At 64.3% G+C, this 14,861-nt stretch carries 12 protein-coding genes; 2 read left to right on the top strand and 10 right to left on the bottom strand.

Annotated features, from left to right (window positions below; genetic code table 11):
- Nucleotides 1-49: 49 nt before the first annotated feature.
- The gene (locus tag OSH05_RS11005; RefSeq protein WP_104221026.1) at nt 50-961 is read left to right on the top strand and encodes a tagatose-bisphosphate aldolase; all 912 of its coding nucleotides are present in this window, start codon (nt 50-52) and stop codon (nt 959-961) included.
- 2 nt (nt 962-963) lie between these two features.
- Nucleotides 964-2,454: an ROK family protein gene (locus OSH05_RS11010; RefSeq protein WP_266352200.1), complete on the top strand. Its 1,491-nt coding sequence runs from the start codon at nt 964-966 to the stop codon at nt 2,452-2,454.
- Between the two features lie 44 nt (nt 2,455-2,498).
- Here the strand turns inward: OSH05_RS11010 and OSH05_RS11015 are convergent, their stop codons facing one another.
- From OSH05_RS11015 to OSH05_RS11060, 10 genes are all read right to left on the bottom strand, one after another.
- Entirely contained in the window at nt 2,499-3,263 is a 765-nt protein-coding gene (locus OSH05_RS11015; RefSeq protein WP_104221559.1) for an SDR family NAD(P)-dependent oxidoreductase, read from the bottom strand.
- A gap of 11 nt (nt 3,264-3,274) precedes the next feature.
- On the bottom strand, nt 3,275-4,915 hold the full coding sequence (locus OSH05_RS11020) for a GMC family oxidoreductase (protein WP_104221558.1): 1,641 nt from the start codon (nt 4,913-4,915) through the stop codon (nt 3,275-3,277).
- Nucleotides 4,916-5,215: 300 nt separating this feature from the next.
- On the bottom strand, nt 5,216-6,217 hold the full coding sequence (locus OSH05_RS11025) for an ABC transporter permease (protein WP_104221557.1): 1,002 nt from the start codon (nt 6,215-6,217) through the stop codon (nt 5,216-5,218).
- Nucleotides 6,218-6,251: 34 nt separating this feature from the next.
- The gene (locus tag OSH05_RS11030; protein ID WP_104221556.1) at nt 6,252-7,778 is read right to left on the bottom strand and encodes a sugar ABC transporter ATP-binding protein; all 1,527 of its coding nucleotides are present in this window, start codon (nt 7,776-7,778) and stop codon (nt 6,252-6,254) included.
- Between the two features lie 92 nt (nt 7,779-7,870).
- Nucleotides 7,871-8,953 carry a substrate-binding domain-containing protein gene (locus OSH05_RS11035; protein ID WP_207778840.1) on the bottom strand — a complete coding sequence of 361 codons (1,083 nt, stop codon included), beginning with the start codon at nt 8,951-8,953 and terminating at the stop codon, nt 7,871-7,873.
- Nucleotides 8,954-9,194: 241 nt separating this feature from the next.
- Nucleotides 9,195-9,917 (bottom strand): ribose 5-phosphate isomerase A, encoded by a 723-nt coding sequence (gene rpiA / locus OSH05_RS11040; protein WP_104221555.1) that lies wholly within the window; start codon nt 9,915-9,917, stop codon nt 9,195-9,197.
- Nucleotides 9,918-9,964: 47 nt separating this feature from the next.
- On the bottom strand, nt 9,965-10,807 hold the full coding sequence (locus OSH05_RS11045) for a MurR/RpiR family transcriptional regulator (protein ID WP_104221554.1): 843 nt from the start codon (nt 10,805-10,807) through the stop codon (nt 9,965-9,967).
- Nucleotide 10,808: 1 nt separating this feature from the next.
- Nucleotides 10,809-11,483, bottom strand: coding sequence for an HAD-IA family hydrolase (locus OSH05_RS11050; RefSeq protein WP_104221563.1), 675 nt, complete (start codon nt 11,481-11,483; stop codon nt 10,809-10,811).
- Nucleotides 11,484-11,506: 23 nt separating this feature from the next.
- On the bottom strand, nt 11,507-13,030 hold the full coding sequence (gene xylB, locus OSH05_RS11055) for a xylulokinase (protein ID WP_207778839.1): 1,524 nt from the start codon (nt 13,028-13,030) through the stop codon (nt 11,507-11,509).
- A gap of 3 nt (nt 13,031-13,033) precedes the next feature.
- The gene (locus tag OSH05_RS11060; protein ID WP_104221561.1) at nt 13,034-14,497 is read right to left on the bottom strand and encodes an aldehyde dehydrogenase family protein; all 1,464 of its coding nucleotides are present in this window, start codon (nt 14,495-14,497) and stop codon (nt 13,034-13,036) included.
- Nucleotides 14,498-14,861 lie beyond the last annotated feature (364 nt).

The following is a 14,861-nucleotide window of genomic DNA, read 5'->3' on the forward strand; positions in this document are numbered from 1 at the left end:
CGGTGAGGCAATAGCCGCATAATGCATTTTCGCGCCCGAGGAGACCCCCATGGCTCGCATGACAACCGCCGAACTTCGCGGCTACCAACAGATCTGCGGCGCCGACGGCGCCATGATGGTGATTGCCTGCGACCAGCGCGGCGGCATGCGCACGCTGCTGGCGAGCGATCCGGCCGAGCAGGCGAAGATCAGCAATGAAGTGCTGGGCGACACCAAGGCGGATATTGCCCGCTATCTCGCGATCGAGGCCTCCTGCGTGCTGGTCGATCCGATCTGCGCCGTGCCGGCGATCGTGAACAACGGCACACTGCATCGCAATACGGCGCTCCTGATCGGCCTCGACGCTTCGGGCTGGGACGTTTCGCCGGAAGGCTATCGCCTCTCCAAGCTGGTCGATGGCATCACCGCCCGCAAGGTGCGCGAGCTCGGCGGAACGGGCGGCAAGATCATGGTCTATCTGCGCTCCGACACGCCTGCCGCCAACACGCACAACATCGAGATCCTGAAACAGGTCATCGCCGATTTCGCGGCCGAGGACCTGCTGATCGTCGTGGAATTCCTGACCTATGCGCTCGAAGGCGAGACGCCGGAGGCCTATGCGGCCAAGATCCCCGAATTGATCCAGGGTGGCTCGCAGATCTGCCTCGATCTCGGCTCCAAGGTTCTCAAGCTGCCCTATCCCGGCTCGCCCGAATCCTGCGCCGCCGTCACCCGCCTCGCCGGAGACGTGCCGTGGGCGGTGCTGTCGGCCGGCGTCGGCCATGACACCTTCCTGAAGCAGGTCGAGATCGCCATGGCCAACGGCGCCTCGGGCGTGATCGCCGGCCGCTCGCTCTGGAAGGACTGCATTTCGCTCGACCGCAGAGTGACACGCGAACGCCTGACCATGATCGCCGTGCCGCGCCTGCGCGAAATCCAGGCCGTTATTGCGCGCCACCGCTCCGTCGCTGCAGCCGCCTGATCATGGCGGGCGGGAGGACGGCTGTCGGCGTCGATATCGGCGGCACCCATATCCGTGCCGCCCGCGTTTCGGAAAGCGGGGAGATTCTCGCTCGCACCCGGATCCGAAGCGATCATGATCCCGAGCGCGCCATGGCTGCCATCGCGGCTGCCATCGAAGCGGTCGATGCGCCGGATGCCGAAGCGATCGGCATCGGCGTCCCCGGCCGTGTCGATGCGGCCACAGGCGAGGTGCTCTCGGGCGGCTATGTCGACCTCTCGGGCCTTCCCGTGCGCAGCCGGATCGAAGCAGCTTTCGGCCGGTCGGTCACGATCGACAATGACTGCGCGATGGCTCTCGTCGCCGAAGCGGCGATCGGTGCGGCGCGCGGTTTGAAGAATGCCGTGATGCTGACCATTGGTACCGGCATCGGTGGCGCCGTCATGGACGGGGGCCACCTGGTTCATGGCCGCCGCACGGCCGGCCAACTGGGCCATATCGTCGTCGAGACGGAGGGACTTCGCTGCGTCTGCGGCAAGCGCGGCTGCGTCGAGACGACCAGTTCGGGCACGGCGCTCGGCCGGCTCATCGCCGAGGCCGGCTTGCCCGGAGGCACCACGGCGGCCGATCTGCGCGCCGCTGCCGCAAATGGCGATGCCGCCGCCACGAATATTCTGCAACGCTGGGCGGTCCCGCTCCGCGCGGCGATCGACAGTCTGGTCGCCGCACTCGATCCGGAGGTCGTCCTTCTCGGCGGCGGGCTCGGCTCGGAAGCCGCATCCGCTGTCGCGGCGCTGCCGAACCAGACTTCCTGGTACGAATCGCACATTGCCGCCGCCGCGCTTGGCGATGACGCCGGCGTAATCGGCGGCGCTCTGGCCGCGCTCGAAAGGACGAGCGCTGCCACGGCCAAGCCGCCCGCATCGCCTGCTATAACGGCCTTGCGACCGACCGCGGCCGTCGGCCGTCGTGCCATTCTCGTCAATGGCGTCCCGGCCAGCGGCAAGAGCGGCGTCGCCCGGGCGCTGGCGGCCCATACGGGCTGGCCGATCCTCGGGCTCGACACCGTCAAGAATCCTTTCCTCGAACTGATCGAGAATGTCGACCGGCCCTTCAACCGCGTGCTGGGGCGGGCGAGCTACAAGGCAATTTTCTCTATCATCGGCGAGGCACCGGCAGGTTCGACCTTCATCGTCGATGCCTGGTTCGGCTTCCAGCCTCCCGAACTGCTGGAAGAGCACCTCGCCATGGCCAAGGTGGCGTCGACCGCCGAGATCTGGTGCCATGCGCCGCCGGATATCGTTGCCGCGCGCTATGCGGCCCGCGCGACCACGCGTCTGCCCGGCCATCCGGGCCCCGAATATGCCGAGGAACTGAGGGCCCTCGCCGCCCGCGCCAAGCCGATCGGCCGTGGCCCGCTGCTGGACGTCGAGACGACCGCGCCGGTGGATGTCGACCGGCTGGTCCGGTGGCTGATGTCAGACGCCCTGTCGCTGCCGGACCCGGCCCGCTGAACGATCCGCGTCGATGGTTGGTGTCCCGGAGCGAAACGAACGTTTCACCGGGTCGTATAGCCGCCGTCGACGACCAGCACTTCACCGGTCACGTATCGGGACGCCTCCGAGCACAGATAGACGGCGGCCGCGCCGATGTCCCTCGGCGTGCCGACCATCGGCAGCGGCGTCATCGCCTTCCAGATGGGCGACCATTCTGGATTGGCAAAGCCGCTGGCCGTCATATCGGTGTCGATATAGCCCGGAGCGATGGCGTTGGCTCGAATGCCTTCGCTGGCGTAGTCACTGGCAAGGCTTTTCGTCAGCATATGCACCGCCGCCTTCGAGGCGTTGTAGGCCGCCTGGGGCTGCGGAATGTTGGAGACGAAGCCAGAGATCGAGCCAATATTGAGGATGACGCCGCTCTTCTGCAGGCGCATCGGTCCGAGGGCGGCCTGGCAGGTTTTGAAGACGGCATCGACGTTGACGTCCATAAGACGCCGATAATCGGCTTCGGCAAAACTGTGGGTGTCGCCGTGATAGGCTATACCGGCATTGTTGACGAGAATGTCCAACCTGCCATGCAGGGCCGTGGCATCGGCGACAAGCTGGGCCGGCGCGACCGGATCTTCCATGTCGGCGGCGATATACGACACCTTGTGTCCGGCCGCTTGGAGCGATGCCATCACGTCCGGCTTGGGCATCCTTGAGGAGAGGATGACGTGCGCGCCTACTTCGGCAAGAGCCTGCGCTACGCCAAGCCCGATGCCACGGGTAGCGCCGGTAACCAGCGCCACCTTGCCCGCGAGGGAAAACAGATCGAGGATCATGGTCTTATCTCTCAGTTTGTCGCCATGGATTGTTCGACCCCGAGTATGAAATCGACGCAGCGATCTCCCAGCATCATGGCCGGCGCGGTCGTGTTGCCGGCATTGATGTTGGGCACGGCAGAGAGATCCGAGACACGCAGATTGTCGATGCCACGCACCCTGAGCCGGGCGTCCAGGACCGCCATCGGGTCTCCATCAGCCCCCATGCGTGCCGTGCTGGCCGGGTGGTAATTGGTCTTGACGAAACGGCGACAATGTTCCGCCATGGCCTCGTCACTCAGATCCGGACCTGCCGGCGCAATCACCTTTTCGACGCGTTTGCCCAGCGGTCCCGACAGCAGAACATCGCGGAAGAAGCGCTGCCCCGCGACCATGGTTGCCATATCGTCCGCGTGCTGGAGCAGGTGGGGAGAGACCAGCGGTGGGGCGGCCGGATCGGCGGAACGAAGCTGGACATATCCGCGTGACTTCGGCTTGGCGACGACCGTGGTGATGGTGACGCCGTAGGTATCGTCAAACACCTTCAGGAGGTCGCGATCGAGATAGACGATCGGAACGCAGAAGGCCTGAATGGACGGCGGGGCGTCGCGATCGATGGGGTTGATGAAGGCGCCGGCCTCGAATCCCGTCGACAGGATTCGGCCGCTGCCGAACAGCTTGAAGTGCAAGCCATTCATCAGCATCCGCCAGCCGACGCCCTGTCGATAATAGCCATAAGGGCCGTTGGCGACCGAGATGACCGGAACCTCCGGATGATCGATCAGATTTTGCCCGACGCCCGGCAGGTCTACCAAGGTCTGGATCCCGTGCGCCTCCAGATGCGCCGCCGGTCCGATGCCCGACAACATTAGCAATTTGGGCGTAACGAGAGCGCCCGCGCTGAGGACAATATCGCCCTTCGAGAATACCGTGTGCTCCTGTCGCTTCTCGTCGGTGTAGGTCACGCTGACGGCCCGGCCGTTTTCAACGTTGATGCGCGACACCGCGGCGCGCAAACGGACCGTCAGACGCTTATCGTTCTTGAGCGGTTCGATATAGGCGTAGGCGGCGCTCGACCGCTTTCCCGCCCGATTCATGAATTGATAGAAGCCGACTCCGCGCTGCGCCGTCCCATTGAAATCCGGATTGAACGGTTCGCCCATTTCCTGGACGCTCTGCACGAACCACCGCGACACGTCGTCGACATATCCGGGATCGGAGACCAGCAAAGGCCCGTCGCTGCCGTGGAACTCGTTGCTCAGCCGGTTGTTGCCTTCGATGCGGCGAAAATGCTTGAGGACGGTCGACCACCCCCAGGACGCACCCTCATTGTTGCCGCGAAGGATCTCTTCCCATTCATCATAGTCAGAGGGGCGGCCGCGCATATAGACCTGCGCGTTCACCGACGTGCCGCCGCCGAGAACGTTGCCCTGGGGGATATCATGGACCCGGTCATGCAGGTGCGGCTGCGGCACCGTGTGATGGTAGGTCATATATTTGGAGCCATTGATCATCTTGAAGATGCCGGGCGGCATGTCGAGCAATGGATGGTGGTGCGAATATCCCGCCTCGAGCAGCAGGACCCGTCGATTGCCGTCCGTCACAAGCCGGGAGGCCGCAACGCATCCGGACGCCCCGCCCCCGATGACGATATGATCGAATGTCTCTGACAACGCACGCTCCCTTGGAATAAGCCTTCTATTTCATTGGAAGGGCTTCCGGAATCGCGTTGGCCCTTCGAAGCGCTCCCATACGGTCGTCACCTCGCCGCCGCCCGTTGGATCGCTGCTCCGATACTTGGTCGGACGGCGGGACGCGCCTGTCAATACGCCGGGCGCGCCTACATGGGGCACGATTCATGGCATTTTGTTCATCGGAGCGTGCATTGAAGTCCGCATCGCCGGTCGTCCGCGGGCATCTCCCCATGCCGAGCCCCGCGGGCGTCGGCAAAGCATGCCGTTCCCCCCACGCTATCAGCTGAAGTAGCGCACTCGGATCGCGTCGATGGCGACCGCGATGAAGATCATGAAGCCGCCGATGATCCCGACATAGAAGGAAGGCACGGAGACGATGGCGAGGCCGACCTGGATCACGGTGAGCAGCAATACGCCGCCCAAAACGCCGATGACGTTGCCCCTGCCGCCGAACACGCTGACGCCGCCGATGATCGGCGCGGCGATGGCATAGAGCAGGTAGCTCGAGCCCTGGTTCGAGGTGATCGCCATCTGCCAGGAGGCCAGCAGAAACCCGCCCACGCCGGCCAGGAACCCGGCCAGCGTATAGGTCATGATCTTGACGCTGTCGACGCGGATGCCGGCGGAGTTCGAGGCGACCGGGTTGCCGCCGACGGCATAGATCCGGCGGCCGAACACGGTCCGGCCGAGCAGGATGCCGACGCCGGCGAGGGCGACGATCAAGATGAAGGGCATGATCGGCCAGCCGCCGATCGTGGCTTGACCGATCCAGATATAGCCGTCCGAAAGATTGGTGATCGTGCGGCCCTGCGTCAGGGCCAGCAGCGCGCCCTGCAGGATGATCATCATCGAGAGGGTCTGGATCAACGACACCATCTTCAGCTTGGTGATGCAGAGACCGTTGAAGAAGCCGATCAGCGTCGCCACCGCCACGCCGAGCATGACGCCCGGAAACCAGGGCAGGCCCCAGTCGGAATAAGCCAAGGCGCCAATCGCCGATGAGAAGCCGAGATTGGCGGGTAGCGACAGGTCGATCTCCGCGACCAACAGCGGCAGCGCGACGGCGAGCCCGAGAATCCCGAGCACGGTCGCCTGCACCATGATGTTCTGCAGGTTGAAGACCGTAAAGAAGAACTGGTTGAACAGCCCGAAGATCGCGACAAGCGCGATCAGCCAGATCCAGACGACATTGTGCAGTATCCAGCCAAGCGCGGACATCCCGCCACCTCGCGCGGTGGAGGAGGCATTGCTCTTGGCGGCGACGGTCATCGTGCGGCTCATCTCTGCTCGCTATCCTCCCTGCTTCCGCGCCCCATCAATTGGGTTCCAGGCCGCGGAGCCGGTCATTGGTTATGTCGGAACCGGTGAGTTCCTTGGCGATCATTCCGTTCTCGAAAATGCAGACCCGGTCGACCGCCCGGGTGATTTCGTCCGTGTCCGTCGAGACGATGATGACCGCGACGCCGGCATCACTCAATCGGTCGACGATGCGGAGCACATCCTGCTTGACGCCGACATCGATGCCGCGGGTCGGTTCGTCGAGGATCAGCACCCGTGGTTCGGTCGCCAGCACCCGGCCGAGGCACACTTTCTGCTGGTTGCCGCCGGAGAGGGTGTTGACCGCGACGGACGCGGACGGCGCCTTGATGCCCATGGCCGCGAAATAGCGTTCCGAGAGCTCCAGTTCCGCTTCGCGGCTCAGAAAGCCCGAACGGGCCACTGCTGGTAAGGACGAAAGCGAGATATTGGCGCCGATCGACATCTGCCCGATCGCGCCGTCGCGGCGGCGATCGTCCGACAGGAAGGCGATACCATTCTCGAATGCGTCGCGCGGCGAGCCGGGCAGCTTCTGCGCCACGGCGGCACCCGGAAAGCGGATCGTGCCGGACTCGACCGGCATCAGCCCGAAGATGCAGCGCGCCAGTTCTTTGGCGCCGGCGCCCGGCAGGCCGGTAAAGCCCACAACCTCGCCGACGCGCAGGTCGAAGGCGGGGATGCGGACGTTCGGGCTGACGATGTCGCGGAATTCGACGGCCGGACTCTCCGCGGTGAACGAGCGGCGTTCGCGCTGGAAAAGGACGAGGCCGCGTCCAAGCACCATCTCGGAGAGCGTCGCGGAGGTCAGGCTGCCGACGTCGTCGGAACTGCCGGCGAGGAGGCCGTCGCGAAGGACAGAAACCGCGTCGCAGATATCGAGGATCTCGTCATTGTAATGCGAGATGAAGATGAAGGTGACGCCCTCGGCCTTCAATCTGCGCATGAAGTCGAAAAGCTGCGTCCGGTCCTCCACGGTCAGCGCCGCTGTCGGCTCGTCGAGGATGATGACCTTGCCGCCGCTGAACATGGCCCGCAGGATGTTAAGCTTGCGCCGAGCCACAGCATTGAGCGCACCGGCACGCATGTCGAGGTCGATGCCCGTTCCCTCGAGCATCCGCGCGGCGTCGGCGCGAAGCTTGCGCCAGTTCACGAAGCCGAACCGGCGGGGCCATATGCCGAGCATCAGGTTTTCGGCAGCGCTCAGATGGTCAATGATCATCGGCTCCTGGGTCACCAGGAACACGCCAGCCTCTTCCATCGACTGAACGTCGGCATGGGTGATCGGGACGTCGTCGAGATAGATCGTGCCGCTGGAAGGCTGGCGCTGCCCGGAGATCACGCCGACCAGGGTGCTCTTGCCGGCACCGTTCTCGCCGAGCAGGCCGTGAATCGAACCGCGTCGGATGGCGAGGCTGACGCCGTCCAGGGCCACGGCGCCGCCATAGACCTTGCGGACATTCTCCACGCGCAGGACATAGTCACTCGTGGCCTGCGATCGGGCTGTCATCGGCACGGTCACGCGCATCTCCTATCCGACAACGATCGGCCGCGGACACGCCGCGGCCAAGCTTCAGGCGGCGCCGCACCTCATGGGTACGACGCCGCTTTCCTGTCCTGCTAGGTATAGGGGATCTTCCAGACGTTTTCCGCAATCGCGCCCCAATGGCGGGGATCGGCGGCGTTGCTGGCGTCGATGATGAAGGGCGGGATGATCAGCGTCGCGCCCGTCTTGCCTTGGACGATATCGCCCTTTTCCCAGAAATACTTGCTGTTGGTATAGGGGCCGATCGGCACGGCCTCGCCCTTCATCGCGTATTTGCCGAGCATCTCCACGGCGATCTCGCCATAGGCAATCGGGTCCTGCGAGACGCAGCTATCCATATAGCCTTCCTGGATCCACTTCAGCGCGACCGGCTCGCCATCGATATTGACGAAGATGACATGGCCTTCCTCGCCGACCTTCTTCCAGCGATCCTTCTGCTGCAGGGCCGTAACGATGCCGCGCGAGGGCGAGTCGGACGGAGCATGCACGGCGTCGAGATCCGGGAACTCCGAAAGCGTCGAGAGCGTCACGGCCAGCATCTGGTCGAGCGCGCCTTCGGTCGGCCGCGCGAGATATTTGATTTCCGGATATTTGGCGAACTCGGCGTCCATGCCTTCCTTGCGCAGGCGCCAGGCGACGCTCTGCAGCGCGCCGAAGCAGTTCAGCACGGTACCCTTCGGGCTGCCATGCTTCGCGATCAGCCGCTTGATGATCTCCTGCGCGGCCATCACGCCGCCCAGCTGGTTGTCGAAGCTCACGGTGATCGCCACATCGCCGCCATCGGCCGGCGTATCGATGATGCCGACGGGGATCTTCTTCTGGTTGTAGCGGCGGATGGCGCTGACGATGGCCTGGCTATCGATCGGATCGCTGATGATCGCGGAGGGATTGCTGAGCATCAGGCTCTGCCACTGCTCAAGCTGGCGCGTATTGTCGAAATTGGCGTTCGTCGCCTGGAATTCCCAGGTGTTCGCCAGCACCGCCCGCTTCACGGCTTCTTCCTGGATGACGAAGAAGTAGTAGTCGAGGCTCTTGTTGCTATAGGGGACGAAGACACGATCCGCCGCGAAGGCGGAGCCCCCCAGCATCGTACCCACGCCGATCGCCGCTCCCGCCTTCATCAGGCTGCGGCGGCTCAGATTGTTTATGTCCGTCACTTGATCCTCCCATTCCCATTCGGCCTCCTGTCCCTGCCGAATAGAGTTATCTAGTTTCACTACATTGGCGTGGGTGTCAATGGCATCCCGTCGAGAAGGCAACAAAGTCTCGGCATTGGTCATCAGGGCTTGTAAGATGCCTAAGTCGTTCGAATTACGTGGATTTTCCACGTAGTAGGGCCGGCGGTGCGCCTGTTGCGCGAGCACCACCGACCGTTCATTCGCAACAGGTAGATTGCGGCTATGTGTGTTTCACTACATTACGCAACGCGACATAGGACGTGCCGTCGAGGCAGCCGACGACCATCCCCTGGGACTCCCGTGTGAACAGTCCGTTCTCGACCACGCCTGGTATACGGTTCAGCTCCAGCTCCAGCCGTTCGGGATCAGGAATGGTGCCGCAACGGCAGTCGAGGATGAAATTGCCGCTGTCGGTCACGACCGGCTGGTCGTCGCGCATCCGACGCGCGATCGTCGCCTCTGGGATGCCGTGTTCGGCGAGCAGCCGGCTGACCATCCGCTCGGTCTGCTTCCAGGCGAATTGCACCACCTCGACCGGCAGGGGAAACGCGCCGAGCTGATCGACGATCTTCGTCTCGTCGCAGATCGTGATCATGCGGCGCGACGCATGCGCGATGATCTTCTCCCAGAGCAGGCACGCGCCGCCGCCCTTGATCATTCGGAAGCTGCGGTCGATCTCGTCCGGGCCGTCGATCGTCAGGTCAAGTTCGCCGATATCGTTCGGGTCGGCGATGCGGATGCCGACATCACGGGCAACGTCATTCGTCGCCCGCGACGTCGTGGTGCAGGTGACGCGAAGGCCGGCGGCGACATGCTTGCCGAGTTCGCGGACAAAGAAATGCGACGTCGTGCCGGAGCCGAGGCCGAGCTTCATGCCGTCGCGCACGAATTCCTCGATTACGCGTCGCCCGGCGACCTTCTTGGCTTCATCTTGCGCAGTCATCTTTGTCCTTGGGGTCCAATGATCGGGACGGTGGAGTCGTGGAAGGCTCAGATCTTGTCCGTCTGCCAGGAATCGAGCGCCGGAAGCTGGTCCGGGAATTCGCTGCCGCTGGTGACGGCGATCGAGGTCACCAGCATGTTGATCACGAGGTGGTGGTTGAGCCGCGAGGCGAGCGGCGTCAGCAGTTCGGTGCGGTCGTAAGGCGTCACGGCGATCAGCACGTCCGAAACGCTGGCGAGCGGGCTATCGGCGGCCGTGACCGAAACCACTCTTGCCCCGCCGGCGCGGCAAGCGATCGCCATTTCGACCATCTGCTTGGTATGGCCCGATTGCGAGAAGATCAGCGCGACCTCGTTCGGCCGCGATGTCTCCGCATGCATCCATTGCTTCTTGCGCCCGACGAGCGCGGCGCAACGCAGGCCCAGCCGCTGGAATTTGTGTTCGGCGTCGATGGCGGTCACTTCGGAAATGCCGGTGGCGTAAATGCCGATCCAACTCGCCGCCTGCAGCAGGCGGGCACCTTCCTCGAGTTGCCGCGGGATCAAATCCTCCAGCGCGCGCTGGATCGCGGCCAGGGAGTTGCGTGCCGTCTTGCGGACGATGTTCTCGATCGAATCGTCGGGAACGATCTGCTCATAGGCGAATGGCGCGGAGGGGACGAGGCTCTGCGCCAGATGCAGCTTGAAGTCCTGGTAGCCCTCATAGCCGAAGCGCCGGCAGAACCGCATGACCGTCGGGTCGCTGACCTCGCATTCCTGCGATAGCCGCGCCATGCTCATATGGATGACCTTGCCGGGATGAGACTTGACGAAGCTGCACAGCCGCTGCTCGGCCGGACCCATCCGGTCGTTCTCTTGAAGGATGCGCTGCAGCAGGCTGTTCGTCGACATGTCAGGGGTCCGCCGGTCGATAGGCCAGGAGATCGAGTAGCCGGGTGATACGCTGGCCGCGCGACGTCTCGACGAGCGGACCCCCGCCCCAGGGCACGACGAAGAACGGCGCGTCGGCGGCTTCCGCGGTCGCCGCGTCGACAGCCGTATCACCCACATAGGCGAAGGCGCCGCCCGGCAGCCCCATGAGCCGCGCCACCGCCAGCAGATGCCCTGGATCCGGCTTGCAGGCAGGGACCGCGTCGGCACCGAGCACGGCCTCGAACAGCGGTCCGATACCGAGGAGGTCAAGAATGCGCAGGGTAAGGGCGTGCGGCTTGTTCGTGCAAATGCCGAGCCGGAATCCCGCCTGCCTGAGCCGGTCGAGATCGGTACGGACATCGCTATAGAAGCGTGTCAGGCTGACCGGCGCCTCGTCATAATTGCGCAGATAGCCGGCGAGCGCGTCGTCGATCGTTGCCGTGTCGCTCGGCAGCCTCAATTCGACGAACATGTCGAGAAGCAGGCGGCGAGGGCCATTGCCGATGAAGCGTTCAATAAATGCCGCCTCCTGTACCGGCCAGCCTTGAGCGCGCAGATAGCCATTCACCGCGGCGGCGATATCGGGCGCGCTGTCGATCAGGGTACCGTCGAGATCGAAGATCAGCGCTTGATAGGCCGGCGTTGGGGTCGCCATGAACTCGGTCTCCCTGGTCGCGCTCATGGGTCGAGCGCCGCTTCGGAGATCGTCGCGAAACTCTGCGACAGCGCCGGATAGAGCGAGTGGAAGATCTCGAATGCGCCGCGCAGGACTTGCCCGGCGGCCTTGTCCGGCGTCTGCCGCGTCAACGGGCGGCAGAGCGCGGCGGCCGTATGCGTGTCGGGCCAGATGCCAGTGCCGACGCCAGCGACCAGCGCCGCGCCAAAAGCTCCGCCCTCAGCCGCGCCCTCCGTCGTGACAACCTCGCAGTCGAACAGATCGGCTTGCATTTGCCGCCAGAGTTCGGAGCGCGCGCCACCGCCTGAGGCCTTGATCACCGTGTGGCCGGTCCCGGTCCGCTTCATCAGGGCGTAAATGTCATAGAGCGCATAGGTCACGCCCTCCATGACGCTGCGCGCCAGGTCGCCAGCGTCATGGCGGGCCGTCAGGCCGATGAACGCGCCACGCGCCAGAGGGTCCGGATGCGGGCAGCGCTCGCCATAGAGATAGGGCAGGAAGAACAGCCCGCGCGATCCCGCCGGGCTTTGCGAGGCACGTTCAACGATCTCGTCGAAGGAAAGCTCATCCGCCGCCGGCCCGAAAGCGCCCATCACGCCGCGGAACCAGGCCATCGCGCCGCCGGCATTGAGCGAGACGCCCATGCAATGCCAGGCTTCCGGCGCGACATTGCAGAAGATCTGGAGGCGGCCGTCCGGATTGTCTTCCGGGGCCGTGAGCGCACCAGCGACGATCCCGGCTGTGCCGATCGTGGTCTGCAATTCGCCCGGCGCCATCACGCCAGAGCCCAGCGTCTGGATGACGCTGTCGCCACCGCCGCCGACGACAGGAATCCCTTCCGCGAGGCCGAAAAGCGCAGCGCCGGACCGGCTGACACGGCCGGTGATCGCGTGCGATTCATGACAGGGCGCCAGCAATGCCGGATCGATATCGACGCGATCAAGCAGCGGCCGCGACCAGCTGCGCTGGCGCACATCGAAGAGGCCGGTGCCGGAAGCGTCCGAAACCTCGGTCGCGATCTCGCCCGTCAAGATCAGGCGGAGATAGTCCTTCGGGTTCAGTACATGCCGCAGGTGTGCGTATAGCGCCGGCTCATGGTTGCGCATCCAGAGGATCTTGCCGCCGGTATAGCCGATCAGCATGCGGTTGTTGGTCAGCGCCAGCAGAGCCTCCGCGCCGCCGGCCCGTTCCGTGATCTCGGCGCATTCGGCCGCGTTGCGCTGGTCGTTCCACAAGAGGGCCGGCCGCAGGACGTTGTGCGCCTCGTCGAGTGGCGTCATGCCGTGCATCTGGCCGGAAAGCCCGATGCCGCCGATCTCCGCGTCCGGCCGCTGCTGCAGCACGCCGGCAACGGCGCGCCGTGCACCTTCGATCCATAGCGAGGGATCCTGCTCGGTCCAACCGGGGCGCGGCTGCGAGACGCCATAGCTCTCGGTACGGCTGGCCAGCACGGCACCATCGGCGTCGATCAGCAACGCCTTGCATCCCGACGTGCCGATATCGATCCCCAGCAGGGCCAGAATCATCGGCTAGGACCCCTGCGGCAGGTCATGGCGCACGCGGATATGCTTGAAATTCATATATTCCAGCATACCCTCACGCCCGTGCTCATAGCCGACGCCGCTCTGCTTGCGCCCGCCATAGGGCGCGTTCATCACACCGGCATCGACATTGTTGACCGCGACATTTCCATAGTCGAGACGCGTCGTCAGATAGCGCACCTCATCGAGGTCCTTCGCATAGACATAGGAGGCGAGCCCGTAGGGCGTGTCATTCGCCAGTGTGATGGCCTCGTCCAGCCGGTCGAATGGCATCACGCCGATCAGGGGGCCGAACGTCTCCTCGCTCATCACCTTCATCTCATGCGTGCAGCCGGTCACGATGGTCGGGCGAAAGAAGTGGCCGCGCGCGAACTCGTCTCCCTCGGGCGCCGATCCGCCGGTGACGAGGCGGGCGCCCTTGGCGAGTGCGTCGGCCAGATGCTCGCGGGTCTTCGCCAACGGTGCGGCCGAAGCCATGGCGCCCAGATCGGCATCGGGCCTGTCCAGCCCGTTGCCGATGGTCAGCGCCTCGGCGGCGACCGCGAGCTTGGCAACGAATTCGTCCAGGATCGGCCGGGCGACATAGGCCCGGTTTATCGCGATGCAGATCTGGCCCATGTTCCGGAACGAGCGCCGTGCGGTTCCCTTTACCGCGGCATCGAGATTGGCCGATTGCGTGACGATGATCGGGCAGTTGCCGCCCAACTCCAGCGACATCCGCTTGACGCTGGTGCAGGAACGCTGGATGTGCAGCCCGACGCTGCTCGATCCGGTGAAGGCGATCTTGTCCACGCCCGGATGTTCGACCAGCGCCTGCCCGACGACCGAGCCGGGCCCGGTGACGACATTGACGACGCCAGCGGGGATCTTGGCCTCGTCAACCTTCTGCGCGATCGCCAGCGCCGTAAACGGCGTCAGGTCGGCCGGCTTGATGACGATGGTGCAACCGGCGGCGAGCGACGCGCACAGCTTCCATCCGACCAGTTCGGCCGGATAGTTCCAGGGCGTGATCGCCGCCACCACGCCGATCGGCTCCCGGATCACCAGGCTTTCATGGTCCGTCGTATCGTTCGGAACGATTTCGCCATGCACGCGGACCGCCTCTTCCGCGTAGAAATGACAGGCCTCGGCAAGCTTCAGGATTTCGCCGCGAGCCTCGTTGAGCGGCTTGCCCTGCTCCATTGTCATGATCCGGGCCATCCGGTCGGCGTCAGCCGAAATCAGACCGCCAAGCCGCTTCAGCGCCGCCGACCGCGCGCGGCCCGGGAGGTCGGCCCAGCCGCGGAAAGCTCGCCTGGCCGCGGCGACGGCCGCATTCACTTCCTCGCCCGTCGAGGCGGCGATCTCACCGATCACCTCGCCGGTTGCCGGGTTCTCGACAGGAACCCGTCCACCTGCTCCGACCTTCCAACTGCCACCGATGAACAGCTTCCCATTCAGCTCAGAAATCATGTCGCGTCCCTGCGGCTCGATGCCCGGCATAGCTATCGTCCAAGTCAGTGCGGACGAGACGAGCCTGGCTCAGAATATAGCATAACTACATGATCACAAGGGAGCGCCCACCAAATTTCCCGGGAGCGCGCCGATAGGGCGCCATCGCCATAAGCGATTATAATAGCGTCATATTTGGCTCTGCTAAAGCGGTATGAGTGGAGTGCAGAGGGATGGAGTGCGGGATCGCAGCGCGCTTTCGGCCAGAGATCCGGCTAAAACGACAGAGAGAAGGTAGTTTTACTACGGACACGACAGCCGAGTCTGGATAGAATTCAGTAGCCGTGGTCGCCAGGAGCCAGTGCAGATTCAGACATTCGCGGTG

The organism is Kaistia algarum (genome assembly GCF_026343945.1).
Lineage (GTDB): Bacteria > Pseudomonadota > Alphaproteobacteria > Rhizobiales > Kaistiaceae > Kaistia > Kaistia algarum.

What these genes read in the sequence shown, in the direction of transcription:
- OSH05_RS11005 (WP_104221026.1), top strand. Translation starts at nt 50, where the DNA reads ATGGCTCGCATGACAACCGCCGAACTTCGCGGCTACCAACAGATCTGC.
- OSH05_RS11010 (WP_266352200.1), top strand. Translation starts at nt 964, where the DNA reads ATGGCGGGCGGGAGGACGGCTGTCGGCGTCGATATCGGCGGCACCCAT.
- OSH05_RS11015 (WP_104221559.1), bottom strand. Translation starts at nt 3,263, where the DNA reads ATGATCCTCGATCTGTTTTCCCTCGCGGGCAAGGTGGCGCTGGTTACC.
- OSH05_RS11025 (WP_104221557.1), bottom strand. Translation starts at nt 6,217, where the DNA reads ATGAGCCGCACGATGACCGTCGCCGCCAAGAGCAATGCCTCCTCCACC.
- OSH05_RS11030 (WP_104221556.1), bottom strand. Translation starts at nt 7,778, where the DNA reads ATGCGCGTGACCGTGCCGATGACAGCCCGATCGCAGGCCACGAGTGAC.
- rpiA (WP_104221555.1), bottom strand. Translation starts at nt 9,917, where the DNA reads ATGACTGCGCAAGATGAAGCCAAGAAGGTCGCCGGGCGACGCGTAATC.
- OSH05_RS11045 (WP_104221554.1), bottom strand. Translation starts at nt 10,807, where the DNA reads ATGTCGACGAACAGCCTGCTGCAGCGCATCCTTCAAGAGAACGACCGG.
- OSH05_RS11050 (WP_104221563.1), bottom strand. Translation starts at nt 11,483, where the DNA reads ATGGCGACCCCAACGCCGGCCTATCAAGCGCTGATCTTCGATCTCGAC.
- xylB (WP_207778839.1), bottom strand. Translation starts at nt 13,030, where the DNA reads ATGATTCTGGCCCTGCTGGGGATCGATATCGGCACGTCGGGATGCAAG.
- OSH05_RS11060 (WP_104221561.1), bottom strand. Translation starts at nt 14,497, where the DNA reads ATGATTTCTGAGCTGAATGGGAAGCTGTTCATCGGTGGCAGTTGGAAG.